General features: G+C 68.8%; 14 protein-coding genes. 9 read left to right on the top strand and 5 right to left on the bottom strand.

Features of this window, described 5'->3' with window-relative positions:
- Positions 1-56 precede the first annotated feature (56 nt).
- From ACQW02_RS06065 to ACQW02_RS06080, 4 genes are read left to right on the top strand one after another with little or no spacing between them, the layout of a single operon-like run.
- A complete protein-coding gene (locus ACQW02_RS06065; RefSeq protein WP_431284374.1) occupies positions 57-758 on the top strand; it encodes a creatininase family protein in 702 nt (233 codons plus the stop codon).
- Positions 755-1,798, top strand: a complete 1,044-nt coding sequence (locus ACQW02_RS06070) for a ketopantoate reductase family protein (RefSeq protein WP_431284375.1) — start codon at positions 755-757, stop codon at positions 1,796-1,798. Before ACQW02_RS06065 ends, ACQW02_RS06070 begins: the two co-directional genes overlap by 4 nt.
- A complete protein-coding gene (locus ACQW02_RS06075; protein ID WP_431284376.1) occupies positions 1,768-2,517 on the top strand; it encodes an SDR family NAD(P)-dependent oxidoreductase in 750 nt (249 codons plus the stop codon). Before ACQW02_RS06070 ends, ACQW02_RS06075 begins: the two co-directional genes overlap by 31 nt.
- A complete protein-coding gene (locus ACQW02_RS06080; protein ID WP_431284377.1) occupies positions 2,514-3,995 on the top strand; it encodes an ABC transporter substrate-binding protein in 1,482 nt (493 codons plus the stop codon). The genes ACQW02_RS06075 and ACQW02_RS06080 overlap by 4 nt, the downstream gene beginning before the upstream one ends.
- Here the strand turns inward: ACQW02_RS06080 and ACQW02_RS06085 are convergent.
- The 4 genes from ACQW02_RS06085 to ACQW02_RS06100 form a co-directional block, all read right to left on the bottom strand.
- Positions 3,992-4,324, bottom strand: a complete 333-nt coding sequence (locus ACQW02_RS06085; protein ID WP_431284378.1) for a 2Fe-2S iron-sulfur cluster-binding protein — start codon at positions 4,322-4,324, stop codon at positions 3,992-3,994. The genes ACQW02_RS06080 and ACQW02_RS06085 overlap by 4 nt on opposite strands.
- A gap of 17 nt (positions 4,325-4,341) precedes the next feature.
- Entirely contained in the window at positions 4,342-6,045 is a 1,704-nt protein-coding gene (locus tag ACQW02_RS06090) for an FAD-binding protein (RefSeq protein WP_431284379.1), read from the bottom strand.
- Positions 6,046-6,113: 68 nt separating this feature from the next.
- A complete protein-coding gene (locus ACQW02_RS06095; protein WP_431284380.1) occupies positions 6,114-7,412 on the bottom strand; it encodes an amidase in 1,299 nt (432 codons plus the stop codon).
- 11 nt (positions 7,413-7,423) lie between these two features.
- Complete coding sequence (locus tag ACQW02_RS06100; RefSeq protein ID WP_431284381.1) at positions 7,424-8,725, bottom strand: amidase; 1,302 nt, start codon at positions 8,723-8,725, stop codon at positions 7,424-7,426.
- Between the two features lie 247 nt (positions 8,726-8,972).
- Here ACQW02_RS06100 and ACQW02_RS06105 point away from each other — a divergent pair, with 247 nt between their 5' ends.
- From ACQW02_RS06105 to ACQW02_RS06125, 5 genes are read left to right on the top strand one after another with little or no spacing between them, the layout of a single operon-like run.
- Positions 8,973-10,583 carry an ABC transporter substrate-binding protein gene (locus ACQW02_RS06105; protein WP_431284382.1) on the top strand — a complete coding sequence of 537 codons (1,611 nt, stop codon included), beginning with the start codon at positions 8,973-8,975 and terminating at the stop codon, positions 10,581-10,583.
- A complete protein-coding gene (locus ACQW02_RS06110) occupies positions 10,583-11,536 on the top strand; it encodes an ABC transporter permease (protein ID WP_431284383.1) in 954 nt (317 codons plus the stop codon). Before ACQW02_RS06105 ends, ACQW02_RS06110 begins: the two co-directional genes overlap by 1 nt.
- On the top strand, positions 11,536-12,414 hold the full coding sequence (locus ACQW02_RS06115) for an ABC transporter permease (protein ID WP_431284384.1): 879 nt from the start codon (positions 11,536-11,538) through the stop codon (positions 12,412-12,414). Before ACQW02_RS06110 ends, ACQW02_RS06115 begins: the two co-directional genes overlap by 1 nt.
- A complete protein-coding gene (locus tag ACQW02_RS06120; RefSeq protein ID WP_431284385.1) occupies positions 12,411-13,448 on the top strand; it encodes an ABC transporter ATP-binding protein in 1,038 nt (345 codons plus the stop codon). Before ACQW02_RS06115 ends, ACQW02_RS06120 begins: the two co-directional genes overlap by 4 nt.
- A complete protein-coding gene (locus tag ACQW02_RS06125) occupies positions 13,445-14,401 on the top strand; it encodes an ABC transporter ATP-binding protein (RefSeq protein ID WP_431284386.1) in 957 nt (318 codons plus the stop codon). The genes ACQW02_RS06120 and ACQW02_RS06125 overlap by 4 nt, the downstream gene beginning before the upstream one ends.
- Here ACQW02_RS06125 and ACQW02_RS06130 read toward each other — a convergent pair.
- On the bottom strand, positions 14,398-15,360 hold the full coding sequence (locus ACQW02_RS06130) for an antibiotic biosynthesis monooxygenase (protein ID WP_431284387.1): 963 nt from the start codon (positions 15,358-15,360) through the stop codon (positions 14,398-14,400). The genes ACQW02_RS06125 and ACQW02_RS06130 overlap by 4 nt on opposite strands.
- Positions 15,361-15,486: the final 126 nt, after the last annotated feature.

Below are 15,486 nucleotides of genomic sequence, written 5' to 3' on the forward strand. Positions count from 1 at the left end.
AAGGCGCTTGCCTCATTCCGCGCCGCCGTCATGCTGCCGGGGCTGAAGGAGCCGTGATGAAAATCGCCGAGATGAACTGGATGCAGGTTGAGGCCTGGCTTGCGACCGACGACCGCGCCGTGGTGCCGCTCGGCAGCACGGAACAACACGCCTACCTCAGCCTCAGCGTCGACAGCATCCTGTCGGAACGCGTGGCGGTCGAGGCTGCGGAGCCCCTGGGCATCCCGGTGTTTCCCGTGCTGGCCTATGGCATCACCCCGGCCTTCACGGCCTATCCCGGCACGGTATCGCTGCGGGCCGAAACGCATGCGCGCGTGGCCTGGGACGTGCTGACGTCGCTCTACCGATCGGGTTTCCGCCGCATCCTGCTGGTCAATGGCCACGGCGGGAACCAGCCCACGATGACGGCCGGGCTGGAATTCATGACGGAACACCCCGACTGCCGCATCCGCTTCCACAATTGGTGGAGCGCCCTGCGCACCATGGCCCGGGTGCAGCATCACGACCCCGTCGCCTCCCACGCCTCCTGGATGGAAAACTTCCCCTGGACCCGCCTGGCCAATTTGGCGCAGCCGCAGGGCAGGAAGCCGATGGTGGATCTCGATTACTTGCGCAGCCTGGGTCCCGATGGCGTCCGGCGCCTGCTGGGCGATGGCAATTTTGGCGGCCTCTATCAGCGGCCGGATGAGGAGATGCTCGACATCTGGAACGTGGCGGTCGAGGAAACCCGCGACCTGATGCGGGACGGCTGGGCATGAGCCACGACACCCTCCTGATCTGGGGCGCCGGCGCCATCGGCGGCACGCTCAGCGCCTACCTGGTCCGTGCCGGCCAGAACGTGCTGCTGGTCGATCAGGTCGAGGCGCATGTCGCGGCGATGAACGACACCGGGCTCGCGATCGAAGGCCCGGTGGAGACTTTTACCCAAGCCGTGCGGGCCACGACTCCCACCGCGCTGCAAGGCCAGTTTCGCCGCATCATCCTGGCCGTGAAGGCGCAGGACACGGTCGCTGCGGCGGCGGCGTTGCGCCCCCACCTGGCAGACGACGGCTTCGTCCTCTCCGCCCAGAACGGGCTGAACGAACGCGCCATCGCCGATGCCGTAGGCGCCGCGCGCACCATGGGTTGCTTCGTCAATTTCGGCGCCGATTGGCTGGCGCCCGGCCGCATTCTGTTCGGCAATCGCGGCGCGGTGGTGGTGGGTGAGATCGACGGCCACATCACCGACCGCGCCCGCGACATGCACGCGATGCTACGATTGTTCGAACCCGACGCGGTGCTGACCGACAACATCTGGGGCTACCTCTGGGGCAAGCTCGCCTATGGCGCCATGCTCTTCGGCACCGCGCTGACCCCGGCCTCGATGACCGAGAATTTTGACGCCGCCCGGTATTTCCCCGTCTGGCGACAATTGGGCCAGGAAGTGATAGCCGTGGCACAGGCCTATGGCGTGACCCCGGTTGGCTTCAACGGGTTTGACCCGCGGGCCTTCATGCCGGACGCGCCGCTCGCGGCCGCGAAAGAATCCATCGCGCTGCTCGCGGAGTTCAATCGCTACACGGCCAAATCGCACTCCGGCATCTGGCGCGACCTCGCCGTGCGAAAGCGCCGGACCGAGGTTGACCCACAAATCGGAATCATCGCCGAACTCGGCGCCGCGCGCGGCATCGACACGCCCGCCATCGCCCGCCTGGTCGCGCTTATCCACGATATCGAGGATGGTCGGCGCATCCAGTCCTGGGAAACCCTCGACGAGGTCCTGCTGCTATGCCGAAAAGATTCGCCGACGCCCGTGTGATCGTGACCGGCGCGGCCCAGGGCATCGGCCGCGCCGTCACCAGCGCCTTTGCTGCGGAGGGCGCGCGCGTCTGGGCGCTCGACCTGGATGCCGAGGGCCTGGCCGATGCGTCGGGCGCCGTCGCGCGGCGCTCGCTCGACCTGTCCCGCCGCGACGATGTGCATCGCGTCGTCCAGGAAATGGCCCTTGCCGAGGGCGGCATCGACATCCTCGTCTGCTGCGCCGGCGGCGTCCGCGGTCAGGTCGGTCGCCCATTGGCCGAAATCGATGAAGCCGACTGGCAGGTGATTTTTGGTGCCAACCTGGAATCCACCCTCTGGTGCGCCCAGGCGGCGGCGCCAGTGATGCAGCGGGCGGGGAGGGGGCGGATCGTGACGATCGCCTCAGGCGCCGGCTTGCGCCCTAGCCTGACCGGCATCCAGGCCTATACCGCCGCCAAGCACGCGCTGGTCGGGCTGACCAAGCAACTCTCGCTGGAATTCGCCCGCCACGGCGTCACCACCAACAGCGTCGCACCCGGCTTCGTGCTGTCCAACCCCGCGTCCCAACGCCAGTGGGACGCCTATGGCCCCGAGGGCCAGGCACGCCTGGTCGAAAGCATCCACCGCCGTCGCCTCGGCCGTGCGGAGGACATCGCCCATGCGGTGCTGTTCTTCGCCGACCCGGCGTCGGACTGGATCACGGGCCAGATTCTTTCCGTCGATGGAGGCCGCTCATGATCCGCCTGTTCGCCTGCGTCCTCGCCGTGGCCGCCACACCCGCGATGGCACAGACCCTGCGCATCGGCATCGGCGCCGACCCGAACGTGCTCGACCCCGCCCGCTCCGGCTCCTTCGTCGAACGCGTCGTCTTCACCGCCCTCTGCGACCGGCTGTTGGATATCGGGCCTGACCTGTCGTTCCGGCCGGAACTGGCTACGGCCTGGGCCTGGGAAGACGGTGGCCGCAGCCTGCGGCTGACGCTGCGGGAGGATGCGCGTTTCCACGACGGCACCAGGCTCGATGCGGAGGCGGTGAAGATCAACCTCGACCGCTACCGCAGCGCGCCGGAATCCGTCCGCAAGTCGGAACTGCGCCCGGTCACGGCGGTCGAAGCCCCCGATGCGCGGACCGTCATCATCCGGCTGGACCAGCCCTACGCGCCGCTGCTGTCCGTGCTGTCCGACCGCTCCGGCATGATCATGTCGCCGACTGCCCTGGCCCGCCTGGGCGCCCGGATCGGCGAGGATCCGGTCTGCTCCGGCCCCTTCCGCCTGACCCGCCGCGTCGCCCAGGACCGGATCGAGATGGAGCGTGTCCCCGACCACTGGAACGCCGCCAATATCCATGTGCAACGCGTCGTCATGCAGCCGATCCCGGACAGCAATGTGCGTCTGCTGAACCTGCGCGCCGGGCAACTCGACCTGATCGAGCGCGTGGCGCCATCCGATGTCGCGTCAGCGCGGCGCGATGCGCGGATCGCCATCGCGGAATCCACCGCGATTGCCTACCAGGGCATCTACTTCAACACCGAAAGCGGCGCCCTGCGCGACCCGCGCCTGCGTGAAGCGCTGGAACTCAGCATCGACCGCGGCATCATCAACCAGGTGGCGCTCGACAACCTCTTCGTGCCGAACAACCAGCCCGAGGCACCGGGCACGCCCTATCACTTCGCCAATCGTCCCGTCCCCGGGCGCGACCTCGACCGCGCCCGCGCATTGCTGCGCGACGCGGGCCAGCCGAACCCCGCCTTCACCCTCCTGACCCCCAACGCCCCGATGGAAACCCAGGTGGCCGAGGTCATCCAGTCGATGGCGGCGGAAGCCGGTTTCCGGGTCCGGATCGAAACCCTTGAAGCCTCGACCATGGTCGCGCGGGCCGACAGCGGCCGCTACGACATGGCCTTCGGCATCTGGTCGGGGCGGGCCGATCCGGATGGCAATATCGCGCTCTGGATCGCCTCGGACGGCTTCCTGAACCGCATGAAATACCGCAACCCGCAGGTCGATGCGGCGTTTATCGCGGCGCGGCAATCGACCGATCCGGCGACGCGGCGCGGCTTCTACCAGGCGGCCATGGACCAGTGGATGGCGGACCGGCCGATGCTCATCCTCTACCACTTCCGCTGGTTCTGGGGGATGCGGGCAAGGATGGAGGGCTTTCAGCCTTCGCCGGACGGGCTGATCCGCTTCTCCGGCCTGCGGCTGCCGCCGGGCTAAACCCGCAGCCGCTCATCCGGCGGCGCGATGACGGTCGCGAGGTCCCGCACCAGCGGCTTGTTCGGCAAGGGATCGAGGCGCATGTCCCGCGCCTCCAACCTGGCCGTGCAGGCGTAGACCACGCTGCCGTCCAGCAGCATCATGCATTCCTTGCACGCATTCGCGTTCAGGCAGGCATAGCGAAACGCCAAGGTCGGGTCCTGCGACACGCGCAACCGGCGCAGCCCGTCGAGCACGGATTCCCCCGGCTCGAAATCGAGCGAGAAGCTGTCATGGCGGGCCGCTTCACCCGCAGCACCTCGGCGGATCAGCAATGTCGCTGTGGGCATCGTCGTTCCTTCGTGCTTCAGGCAGCGGCTTCGGCATCGACGGGCACCGCCGCCCGCGACAGCACCAGCCGCCCGGTCGCCGCATCGAGGTCGATCACCTGGTTCAACGTCCAGGCCTCATCCGTATCGGGAAAATCCTCGCGCTGGTGCGCGCCACGGCTTTCCTGCCGCGCCAAGCCGGCCGTCACCACGCAATCCGCCACCAGCAGCATCTGCCGCAGGTCGAACCAGTCCAGGCGCAGCAGGTCATGGCCGTGCCCAGGCGCGCCCGGCGGTACGCTGCCCATCGCGGCACGTACTGCCGCGATGCCTTGCTCCGCCAACCGCAGGCTTTGCGCCGTGCGGAAGGGGCCGGCGTGTTGGCCCATCACCCGTTGCAGTTCAGCCAGCAGCGCCGCGGGGTTGGCCCCTTCGCCGCCCGCACCGCGCAGCAGCGCCAGCGCGCCGGTCGCCGCGTCTGTGTCGAAGGCCGGCGAACCACCGCGCGCCACCATCGCCGCGGCCTCCCGCCCCGCCGCGCGGCCAAAGGCAAAGGCCTCCGTGATGGCATTGCCCGACAGGCGGTTCGCACCATTGGCGCCGCCCACGGCCTCGCCGGCGGCAAGCAGCCCCGGCACGCCGGTCCGCATCCGCACATCCACCCGCACGCCGCCCATGTGGTAATGCGCGATCGGCGCCACCTCCACCGCATCGCGCGTCAGGTCGATGCCATTGGCGGCGAGCTTGTCGATGACGGGCCCAAAGGCCCCACGTAGGGCGGCCTCGTCCAGATGCGCGAAACTGAGCCACGCCCCCCCGGCCGGCGAACCGCGCCCGGCCTGGACTTCCTTGGTGATGGCATAGGTCACGAGGTCGCGGGTCGCGACATAGCGCCCGCCATCCTCACCGCCCCAGCGCGCGACGAATTCCTCCATCGCCCCGTTCAGCAAGCGCCCGCCCAGCTTGTAGCGGAACGGATCCCACATGATCGGGTCCATCCCAACCAGCCGCGGCGCCAAGTGCCCGATCGGGAAGAACTGCACGAATTCCATGTCGATCAGCGAGGCGCCGGCGCGGAGCGCCAGCGCATAGCCATCCCCCGACATGTTCACGGCGGCACTGTTGCGCGCGTAAAGCCGCGTCAGGCCACCCGTCGCGACAATGGTCGCCGTCGCCGCGATACTGACTGGCCTGCCGGTCGTGACATGCACGCCGACCGCTCCGGTGACGACGCCATCTTGCAGAACCAGATCGGTAACCGCGACCTCACCCACGCGTTCGATCGCCTCGCCCGCACGCTGCACCTGGGTGCGCAGGGTGCGTGAGACGGCGGGGCCGGTATTGAGGAAGTCGACATAGACGCAGCGCGCCCGGTCATGCCCCGGTGCCTGCACCTGCCGCAGCCGCGCACCGTCACGCGCCCAGCCGACCTTCCACTTCTCCATCTCCAGGATGCATTCGGCACCCTCTTCACAGAGCAACGCGGCCAGGCGCGGGTCGCAGAGGCCGCGGCCGGCGGCCAGGGTATCGGCCAGGTGGAAGCGCCAATCATCCTCGCCATCCGGCGCCACGGCGGCGGCCACCGTCATCTGCGCCATCACGGTAGCGCCGCCGCGCCCGATCAGGCTGCGGTCCAGCAGCAGCACGCGCGCACCGCGTTTGGCGGCCTCCAGCGCCGCGTACATGCCGGCGCCGCCGGCCCCGATGACCAGGACCTCGGTCGAGAGGTGAATGACATCCATGGGCTGCAATCCTGCCTGATCCATGCTGGCTACGCGACGGATGCGCTATTGGCGAGGCTGGCCGACGATCACGCGGCCAAGGCCGACTGCACCCAACCAGCGGCGGCGAACAGGCGCTCATCCTCATACCGCGCCGACACCAGTTGCAGGCCAAGAGGCAACCCGGTCGGCCCGGCACCATGGGGCAGGGTGAGGCAAGGCGTGTAGAGCAGGGTCCAGAGCGAGTTGAACGTCGCACTTCCCGTGGCGGCCAACCCGACCGGCGCCTCGCCGGCTGCCGACAGGGTCAGCACCACATCGACGGCGTCTAGTGCCTCATCAGCCCAGGCGCGCATCGCCTCGGCGGCACGTTGCGCGGCGATATAGGCGTCGAGCGGGGTGGTCTCCCCATCGCGGATGCGGCCCTCGCCCAATGCCTTGCTGATCAGCGCACGGTGACGATGACGTTCGAAGCCAAAGTTCCGGGCGCCTTCGAAATTGGCGATGCGCCGGTGCGCGTCGGGCCAGCCGCCGAACAGCGCGGCCGGCAATTCAAGATCGGTCACAGTCGCACCGGCCGCGGCCAGCCTTGCCGCGGCCTCGGTCAGCGCTTGCTGTGCCGCAGGGCTGGCCTCCGCCCATTCCGGCGTGCGGCACAATGCGATGCGCGGTGCCGTGGCGCTGGCACCGACCGGCACATAGGGAATGCGCGACACCACGGCGCGCAGGCGTTGCACATCCTCCAGGCTGCGCGCGCAAAGCCCGACCGTGTCCAAGGTGCCGGATTGCTGGAACACGCCGACCCGGCTGACCTCGCCAAAACTCGGCTTGTAGCCGACCACGCCGCAGTAGGCGGCGGGGCGGATCATCGACCCGCTGGTCTGCGTGCCCAACGCCAGCGGCACCTGCCCATCCGCCACCGCCGCCGCCGAACCGGAGGAAGATCCGCCCGGCGTATGCGCGGGGTTCAGCGGATTGCGCGTCGCACCCGGGAAGCGATTGGCGAATTCCGTCGTGACGGTCTTGCCAAGAATGATGCCCCCCGCCGCCCGGATCAGCGCTGCGACAGCGGAATCCGCGTAAGGCCGCCGTCCCGCATGGATCGGCGAATTGCACTGGGTCGGCATGTCATAGGTGTCGATGATGTCCTTCAACCCGACCGGCACGCCATGCAGCGGCCCGCGCACCGGCCCGCGATCGGCGGCACGGGCCGCGGCCAGCGCCAGGTCGGGATCGAGGAAGGCCCAGGCCCCGACGGCATCGTCGCGCAAGGCGATGCGGTCGAGGCAGGCGCGCAACAGCGCCTCCGACGTCAGCCGCCCTTCGGCGATCGCATCGGCGGCCTGGCTGGCGGTGAGGGTCGCGGGATCGAGATCGGTGGTCAGCATATCGCGTCTCCTCAGCCGGCCAGCACGCGTTCGGCCCAGGCCGCGACATCCAGCAAGGATGCGTCCTCATGCCGGCGCGCCACCAATTGCACCCCGATCGGCATCCCGTTCGGTCCCTTCACGAAGGGCAAGGTGATGCAGGGCATGGCGAGGTTGGTCCAAAGATAGTTGAAAACGGGCTGGCCGGTATGGGCCAGGCCCAGCGGCGCCTCGTCCGTCGCACTCGGCGTCAGCAGCGCGTCGAAACCCTGCTCGACCATGATCGCATCCATCCGCGCGCGGCAGGCATTGCCCAGGCGGATCGCGGCGCGGAATTGGGCCAGGGTCGCGACCTCACCGACCGAGGCGCGTTCGTCGCGGAAATCCTGGCTGACAAGATGACCCGACCGGTTCAGTTCATCGGCGTAGTTGCGCACCGATTCAAAACCGCAGACCACCCGATGCGCCGCCCGCAGCCCCGCGAATTCCGGCGGCAGGTCGAGGTCCGTCACGATGGCCCCGGCGGCGGCAAAGGCGCGCGCGGCCTCGGCGATCGCCGCCTGGGTCGCGGCAGAGGCATCGCCCCAATGCGCCGTGCGGGTGATGGCGATGCGGGGGGCTGTCGCCGGCACCGGGGCGCGGTGCGGAATCTCCATCACGGCCGCACGCAGCAGCGCGATATCCTCGACCGCGCGGGCCATCAGCCCGACGGTGTCGTAGGCCTCGGTATTGGTGCGGACACCGCTGTTGCCAAAGTGCTGGAACGACGGCTTGAAGCCGACCACCCCGCAATAGGCCGCCGGCCGCAGCACGGACCCCCCGGTCTGCGTGCCAAGCGCCAGCGGCACCTGGAAATCCCCGACCGCCGCCGCCGAACCTGACGACGACCCACCCGGCGTGCGCCCGACATCATGCGGATTGCGCGTCGGCCCGGGATGGCGATTGGCGAATTCCGTCGTGACCGTCTTGCCCAGCAGGATCGCCCCGGCCGCGAGCGGCGAAGCGACCGTCGCCCCATCCCGCCCCGGCCGATGCCCCGTGTAGATCGGCGATCCATAGCCCGCCGGCTGGTCGGCGGTGTCGATGATGTCCTTCACGCCAAACGGCAGCCCGTGCAGCAGCCCCTGCTCGGGACCCGCATCGAGCGCCCTTGCCTGCGCGCGCGCCGCCTTGATGTCGATCGACGCCCAGGCCGCGACGGTGCCGTTGCGCGCGGCGATCCGTTCCAGGCAGGCCTCCAGCAGCGCTGTCGCGGTCAGGCTGCCCGCGGCGATCGCACGCCGCGCGGCGGCTGCCCCCAGGCGTTCCGGTGCGGCGAGAAGGGGGGCATCCATGCAAGTGGCTCCGGGCAATGACGTCGGATGGCACGCAAGCGCGATGCCAAGGGTGAGATGAGGCGGAGCCTGACCTCACATGTCAATTGTGCTGATAAATTGGCTGCCTGCACGTCACGGAGGCAACAACGCCGCCGCCGAGAGCCGACATCACCACGGAACGACGTGTTTCGCGGTTGGCCCAGGGTTTGCTGCACATCGACGCAAGATGGAGTGATTCGCCCGCCCCACCAGCATGGAGGCCACCGTGCCGTTTCCACGCCTAGCCGCGCTCACATTCGCCGCAGCCATCGGCCTTACCGCCCCCACCGTGGTCAACCCAGCCGAAGCACAGGGCACCCTGCGCATCGCCATGACCCTGGCCGATATCCCGCTGACGGATGGCGCCCCGGACCAGGGCACGGAGGGCGTGCGCTTCAGCGGCATCACGATCTTCGACGGGCTGACGGCCTGGGATCTGTCGCAGGCCGAACGCCCGGCCGAGCTCCGCGCCGGTCTCGCGACGGAATGGGCGCCACTGCCGGATGATCCGACGCGCTGGATCTTCAAGCTGCGACCCGGCGTGCGCTTCCACGATGGCTCGCCGATGAACGCCGATGCGGTGATCTTCACCTTCGAACGTGCGCTGAACAGCAACCATCCCGCCTATGACGCCTCCGCGCGACGCCAGTTGCAGGCCTTCATCCCGGCCGTGAAGGCCTGGCGCAAGGTCGACGACATGACGATCGAGATCGAGACCAACGGCGTCGATAGCCAGTTGCCGTTCCAGATGACGCGTCTCTTCGTCGTCTCGCCGGTGCATTTCGAAGCCGTGGGCCGCGACTGGGCCGCCTTCCGCCGCAACCCGTCCGGCACCGGCCCGTGGCGCATGGCGGCGCTGGTGCCGCGCCAACGGATGGAGCTGGTGCCCAACACCGACTATTGGGATATGGCGCGCCGCCCGAAGCTGGAGCGGTTGATCCTCCTGCCGATCCCCGAAGTCTCCGCACGCACCGCGGCCTTGCTGGCCAATCGCGTGGAATGGGCGGAAAGCCCGTCACCTGACAGCGTTCCGCGGCTGCGCCAGGCAGGGTTCAACATCTCGACCAACGCCATCCCGCATATGTGGCCCTATACGATCAGCGTTCTGCCCGACAGCCCGTTCCACGACATCCGCGTGCGCCAGGCAGTGAACCTCGCGATCGACCGCGACGGGCTGGTGCAGGCGCTGAACGGCCTGGCCGTCGCATCCGTCGGCAACGTGACACCCGACCACCCATGGTTCGGCACGCCGAGCTTCCGGCCGCGCTTCGACCCGGCCGAGGCACGCCGCCTGTTGGCCGCCGCCGGCTACGGCCCCCAGCGCCGGCTGCCGCTGCGCTTCGCCATCTCGGCCAGCGGCTCCGGCCAGATGTATCCGCTGCTGATGAACGAGTTCGTGCAGGAGAACCTGCGTCAGGTCGGCATCGACCTGGACCTGCAGGTGTTCGAATGGGAGGCCCTGCGCGGCCGCCGCCGCGATGGCGCGCAAGGGGCCGCCAACCGTGGCATCCAGGCGATCAACAATTCCTGGAATTCGATGGACCCCTACAACGCGCTGCTGCGTTTCATCGGCCCGTCCGAACTGCCGCCGAACGGCACCAACTGGGGCAATATCAGCGACCCGCCGATGGAAGCCCTGGCCGATCAGGTTCGGCAGGAATTCGACCCTGTGCGCCAGGCCGGGCTGCTCGCGCAGATCCACACGCGCTTCGTGGACCAGGCCTATTTCGTCTGGGTCGTGCATGACGTCGGCCCGCGCGCGATCTCCCGCCGCGTGCAGGGTCATGTGCACGCCAAGTCCTGGTATGTGGATTTCTCCCCGCTCTCGCTGCGCTGATGCTGCGATACCTGCTGCGGCGCTTGCTCTACGTCGCGCCGATTTGCCTTGGCGTGACGCTCATTGTTTTCGCCCTGGTGCATATCGCGCCGGGCGATCCGATCAGCGCCATCCTGCCGGATGACGCGAGTGCGGAGATGGTGGCCGAGGCGCGGCGCGAATTCGGCCTGGATCGGCCTCTGCCGGTGCAATACGCGATCTGGCTTGGGCGCGCGGCGGTCGGGGAACTCGGCACCTCCATCGCATCTGGGCGCAGTGTCTCCTCCGAACTTTCCATGGCCGTGGGCAATACGGTGATCCTCGCGGTCTCCGCAGGAATCCTGGCCTGCGTGCTGGGCGTGTTGCTTGGCCTGGTTGCCGGCCTGGCGCGGGACCGCTTCGCCGATCATCTCGCGAGTTTCGTGACCCTGTCGGGTGTCAGCCTGCCGCACTACTGGGTCGCGATCCTGCTGGTCATCTTCTTCTCGGTCGAAAACCAGTGGCTGCCGCCGCTCGGCATCGGCCCCGATACATCGGACGGCTGGCGGCCGGACTGGGCGCATCTGCAACACCTTATCCTGCCTTCCATCGCCACCGCGCTCATCCCCATGGCGGTGATCGCGCGCACCATGCGCGCCGCGGTGATCGAGGCGCTGGACCAGGATTTCGTCACCACCCTGCACGCCAAGGGGCTGCTGCCGGGGCGCCGGCTGCGGCACGTGCTGCGCAACGCGCTGCCGACCACGCTGGCGGTGACCGGGCTGCAACTCGGCAACATGCTCGGCGGATCGGTGCTGGTGGAAACGGTCTTTGCCTGGCCCGGCACCGGGTTCCTGATGGCCAATGCCATCTTCCAGCGTGACCTGCCGGTGCTCCAGGGCAGCATGCTGGTGCTGTCGCTGTTCTTCGTTGGGCTGAACCTGCTGGTCGACCTGTTGCAGGCGGCCACCGATCCGCGCATCCGGCGCGCCTGATGGACGGCGCCATCATGGTCGCGGCACCGCCGCGTCCAAAAACCGGATACTGGACGAATGTCGGCCGGCGCTTTGTGCGCCAGCCCGTCGCGATGGCGGCGGCGCTGGTGCTGCTGGCGATCGTGATCGCGGCCCTCGGTGCGGATTGGATCGCGCCGGAGGACCCATTCCGCACCAGCGTCGCGCGCCGGCTTGCCGCCATCGGCACGCCAGGCCGTTGGCTGGGTGGCGATGAATTGGGCCGTGACATGCTGTCGCGCCTGATCTTTGGCGCGCGCGTGTCCCTGGCGATGGCCATCGTGCCCGTCGCCGTGGCGCTGGTGATCGGTGGCTTTCTCGGCCTGCTCGCGGGCTATGCCGGGGGTGCCACCAACATGGCGATCATGCGGGTGATGGATGTGTTCTACGCCTATCCATCGATCCTGCTCGCGGTCGCCATCGCCGGCGCGCTGGGACCGGGGATGATCAACGGAATCGCGGCACTGACTCTGGTCTTCATCGCCCCCATCGCGCGCGTGGCGGAAAGCGTCACGACGCAGGTGCGCAGCAACGACTACGTCGTGGCGGCCCGATTGTCGGGTGCGCCCGTCATGATGATCCTGCGCCGCCATGTCGTGAACAATGTCGCGGGGCCCGTGCTGGTCTTCGCCGCAAGCCAGGTCAGCGTGTCGATCATCGCGGCCTCCGGCCTCAGTTTCCTCGGGCTCGGCGTGTCGCCGCCGCAGGCCGACTGGGGGCTGATGCTCTCCGCATTGCGGCAGGCGCTCTACGTTAACCCTTGGGTCGCGGCCTTGCCGGGCGCGGCCATCTTCATCTGCTCGATGTCGGTGAACCTGGTCAGCGATGGCATCCGGCGGGCCATGGAACTCCGCCGATGAGGGCACCACTCTCCGCCTTGCCCGACCGCGGCGGGCCAGCGCAGCCGATGCTGTCCGTCACCGGCTTGCGGCGCTGGTTCAAACTGTCGGGCGGATGGCCGCTATCGCCCAAGCGCGTCATCCGCGCCGTCGATGGCCTCACCTTCAGCGTCGCCAAGGGCAGCACACTCGGGATCGTCGGCGAAAGCGGTTGCGGCAAATCCACCGCCGCCCGGCTGATCGCCGGGATCGAGGCCGCCGACGCTGGCGAGATCATCCTGGATGGCGAGGCGTTCTGGACCCGCGGCGCACGCATCGGGCGCGAACCCCGCCGCGCGGTCCAGATGGTGTTCCAGGACAGCCATTCATCGCTGAACCCGCGCATGTCCGCCGCCGAAAGCATCGCCTTCGGCCCGGAGGCGCATGGCGTCAGCGCCTCCGCCGCGCGCGCCTATGCGCTCGACATGCTGGACGCCGTGGGCCTGCCGCCCGACCGCTTCGCCGACCGCCCACCGATGGCGCTGTCCGGCGGGCAGCGCCAGCGCGTGAACATCGCCCGCGCCCTGGCGCTGCGCCCGCGCGTGCTGCTGCTGGATGAACCCGTCTCGGCGCTGGACAAGTCGGTCGAGGCGCAGGTGCTGAACCTGCTCGTCCGGCTGCGTGACTCGCTGAACCTGACCTATGTCTTCATCTCCCACGACCTGTCGGTGGTCCGCTACGTCGCTGATGAGGTCGCGGTGATGTATCTCGGCCAGGTCGTCGAAATGGCCCCGGCCGCGACGATCTTCGCGCATCCGGCGCATCCCTATACGCGGGCGCTCTTCGCCTCCCGCCCATCGATCGATCCACGCCGGCGCATCGCGGCGCCACCCATCCAGGGCGATCCGCCGGATCCGGTGGACCCACCCTCCGGCTGCCGTTTCCGCACGCGTTGCGACTATGCCGAGGCGATCTGCGCCGCGCGTGCACCCGCCCTTGCCGCCCTGGCCGACCCCGCCCATCGCGCCGCCTGCTGGATGAACGTCGCCGGCAGCGGCCACAGCGCCGCGCCATGACCGAACCGATCCTCGATATCCAGGGCCTGACCGTCGCCTACGGCGTGCCCGTCGTGCGCGGCGTCGACCTGCGCCTGGAACCTGGCCGCGTCCTCGCGCTGCTCGGGGAATCCGGATCGGGCAAATCTGTCACCCTGCGCAGCATCGTGGGGCTGACCGAGCGAGAAGGCGCCCGCGTCTCCGGCCGGCTACGGGTCATGGGGCGTGACGTGCTGGCCATGGATGCGCGGGCACGGCTGGATTTCCGCGGCCGGGAGGTCGGCTTCATCTTCCAGGAACCGATGACGGCACTCGATCCCGTCTTCCGCATCGGCGAACAGATCGCCGAGGTGGTGGTGCGGCATCGCGGCGCCACCTGGGCCGAGGGTCAGGCGCGCGCGCGCGCCCTGTTCGACCTGGTGCAGATCCCGGCGGCGGCGCAGCGCCTGCGCGCCTATCCATCCGAATTGTCGGGCGGCTTGCGGCAGCGGGCGATGATCGCCATCGCGCTGGCCTGCGAACCGCCCTTGCTGCTGGCGGACGAACCGACGACCGCTCTGGACGCGACGGTGCAGATCCAGGTGCTGTTGCTGCTGCGCGACCTGCAACGGCAACTCGGCACGGCCGTGGTCTTCGTCACCCACGACCTCGGGGTCGCGGCGGAAATCGCCGATGATGTCGCGGTGATGTACGCCGGGCGCATCGTCGAACATGGCTCGGCCGAGCAGGTCCTGCTGGCGCCGGCGCATCCCTATACCCGCGCGCTGCTCGGATGCGTCGTGCGCGGTGGCTACCGCGAGGCACCCCTCGTCGAACTGGCCGGCAGCCCGCCCGACCTTGCCGCGCTGCCGCCCGGATGCAGTTTCGCACCGCGCTGCGGCCTGGCGACGGCGCGATGCACCGAGGCCGAACCCGCGCCGAGGCGGGGGGAGGACGGCCATATGGTCGCCTGCGTGGAGGTCGTCAGTGCCTAGCCCAGGAAGGAAAACAGGGTCAGCCAGCCCGCGCAGACGGCCAGGATCAGCCCAAGCCCGTAGAGATTGACCCGACGCCGCTGCGCCGGCACCGCCGGATGAAGCCACCAATCGAGCCGATGCCCCGCCCAGGGAACCAAGGTGTTCAGCAGAAGCACGCTCACGATATTCGCGATGAACAGCGTCAGCCAGGCTGGCAGACCGAACCAGCCCGATAGCACCGGGGCCTGCACGGTCAGGCCGAACAGAAACACCACCGGGTAGAGCATCGCCAGGACGATCAGGTTCTGCTTCCAGGCGGGCGGGGGCAACTGGTTGGACCTGTCGCTTTCGAACCACCGGTCGAAGGCGGTGCGTATGATGCGTGTGTGGAACGTGGCGACCAGCGCCTCGGCGTCCGTCAGCAAGGCCAGGCGTGCGGGCGATTCCATCCAACCTTGCAGGTTGCGTTCACTGTCGAAGCGCAGGATCGCGATCCAGTCGTCCTGTACGCCTGGAATCGGCGGCTCAAATCGGTAGCCCTGGAAACCCGGGGCGCGCGACTGCGCGGCCGCGACGCGCTGCTGCCAGACACGGAACGCCGATTCAGCGCCGGGCTTCAGACGGGTGGAAAACACCGCCGACACAGGTGCCGGCAGCGCGCCGGCGCCGATGTCCGACACGATATGGACGTCATCCACCCCGATCAGCAGCGGTTGTACCCGCGTGACCAGCTCCAGGCGGCGCGCGGAGTTCAGCCAGGCGACGGCCGTTTCCATGTCTTTGAAGCGTTGCAGGATCACCCAATCCATTTGCGCGGGCGGATTGGCGGGCTGCACGGTTTGCTCAAGGAAGCCTGGCTGCGCCGCCGTGGCGGCGCCGATCTCGGCCTGCCAATGCACGAACGCGGCCTCGGCGCCGTCGCGGGGCCTGGTCTGTACGACGACCGTCACTGATCCGACCGCGGGCATGTTGGTCATCCGGCGATCGCAGTCATCCAGGGGGGCAAGGTTTCGACAATGCACGATAGCGCCGGCCGTCACGCGATGCGAACTGCCCGGGTTTTCCGGCCGGCGCAGAAGACGCGACCGTCGCGCCTTCTGCGA

The sequence above is a fragment of the Humitalea sp. 24SJ18S-53 genome (assembly GCF_050632385.1).
In the GTDB taxonomy this organism is placed as follows: Bacteria; Pseudomonadota; Alphaproteobacteria; order Acetobacterales; family Acetobacteraceae; genus Humitalea.

Bases quoted from the DNA above. Each gene is read 5' to 3' on its own strand.
- ACQW02_RS06065 (WP_431284374.1), top strand. From the start codon at position 57: ATGAAAATCGCCGAGATGAACTGGATGCAGGTTGAGGCCTGGCTTGCG.
- ACQW02_RS06070 (WP_431284375.1), top strand. From the start codon at position 755: ATGAGCCACGACACCCTCCTGATCTGGGGCGCCGGCGCCATCGGCGGC.
- ACQW02_RS06075 (WP_431284376.1), top strand. From the start codon at position 1,768: ATGCCGAAAAGATTCGCCGACGCCCGTGTGATCGTGACCGGCGCGGCC.
- ACQW02_RS06080 (WP_431284377.1), top strand. From the start codon at position 2,514: ATGATCCGCCTGTTCGCCTGCGTCCTCGCCGTGGCCGCCACACCCGCG.
- ACQW02_RS06085 (WP_431284378.1), bottom strand. From the start codon at position 4,324: ATGCCCACAGCGACATTGCTGATCCGCCGAGGTGCTGCGGGTGAAGCG.
- ACQW02_RS06090 (WP_431284379.1), bottom strand. From the start codon at position 6,045: ATGGATGTCATTCACCTCTCGACCGAGGTCCTGGTCATCGGGGCCGGC.
- ACQW02_RS06095 (WP_431284380.1), bottom strand. From the start codon at position 7,412: ATGCTGACCACCGATCTCGATCCCGCGACCCTCACCGCCAGCCAGGCC.
- ACQW02_RS06100 (WP_431284381.1), bottom strand. From the start codon at position 8,725: ATGGATGCCCCCCTTCTCGCCGCACCGGAACGCCTGGGGGCAGCCGCC.
- ACQW02_RS06110 (WP_431284383.1), top strand. From the start codon at position 10,583: ATGCTGCGATACCTGCTGCGGCGCTTGCTCTACGTCGCGCCGATTTGC.
- ACQW02_RS06115 (WP_431284384.1), top strand. From the start codon at position 11,536: ATGGACGGCGCCATCATGGTCGCGGCACCGCCGCGTCCAAAAACCGGA.
- ACQW02_RS06120 (WP_431284385.1), top strand. From the start codon at position 12,411: ATGAGGGCACCACTCTCCGCCTTGCCCGACCGCGGCGGGCCAGCGCAG.
- ACQW02_RS06125 (WP_431284386.1), top strand. From the start codon at position 13,445: ATGACCGAACCGATCCTCGATATCCAGGGCCTGACCGTCGCCTACGGC.
- ACQW02_RS06130 (WP_431284387.1), bottom strand. From the start codon at position 15,360: ATGACCAACATGCCCGCGGTCGGATCAGTGACGGTCGTCGTACAGACC.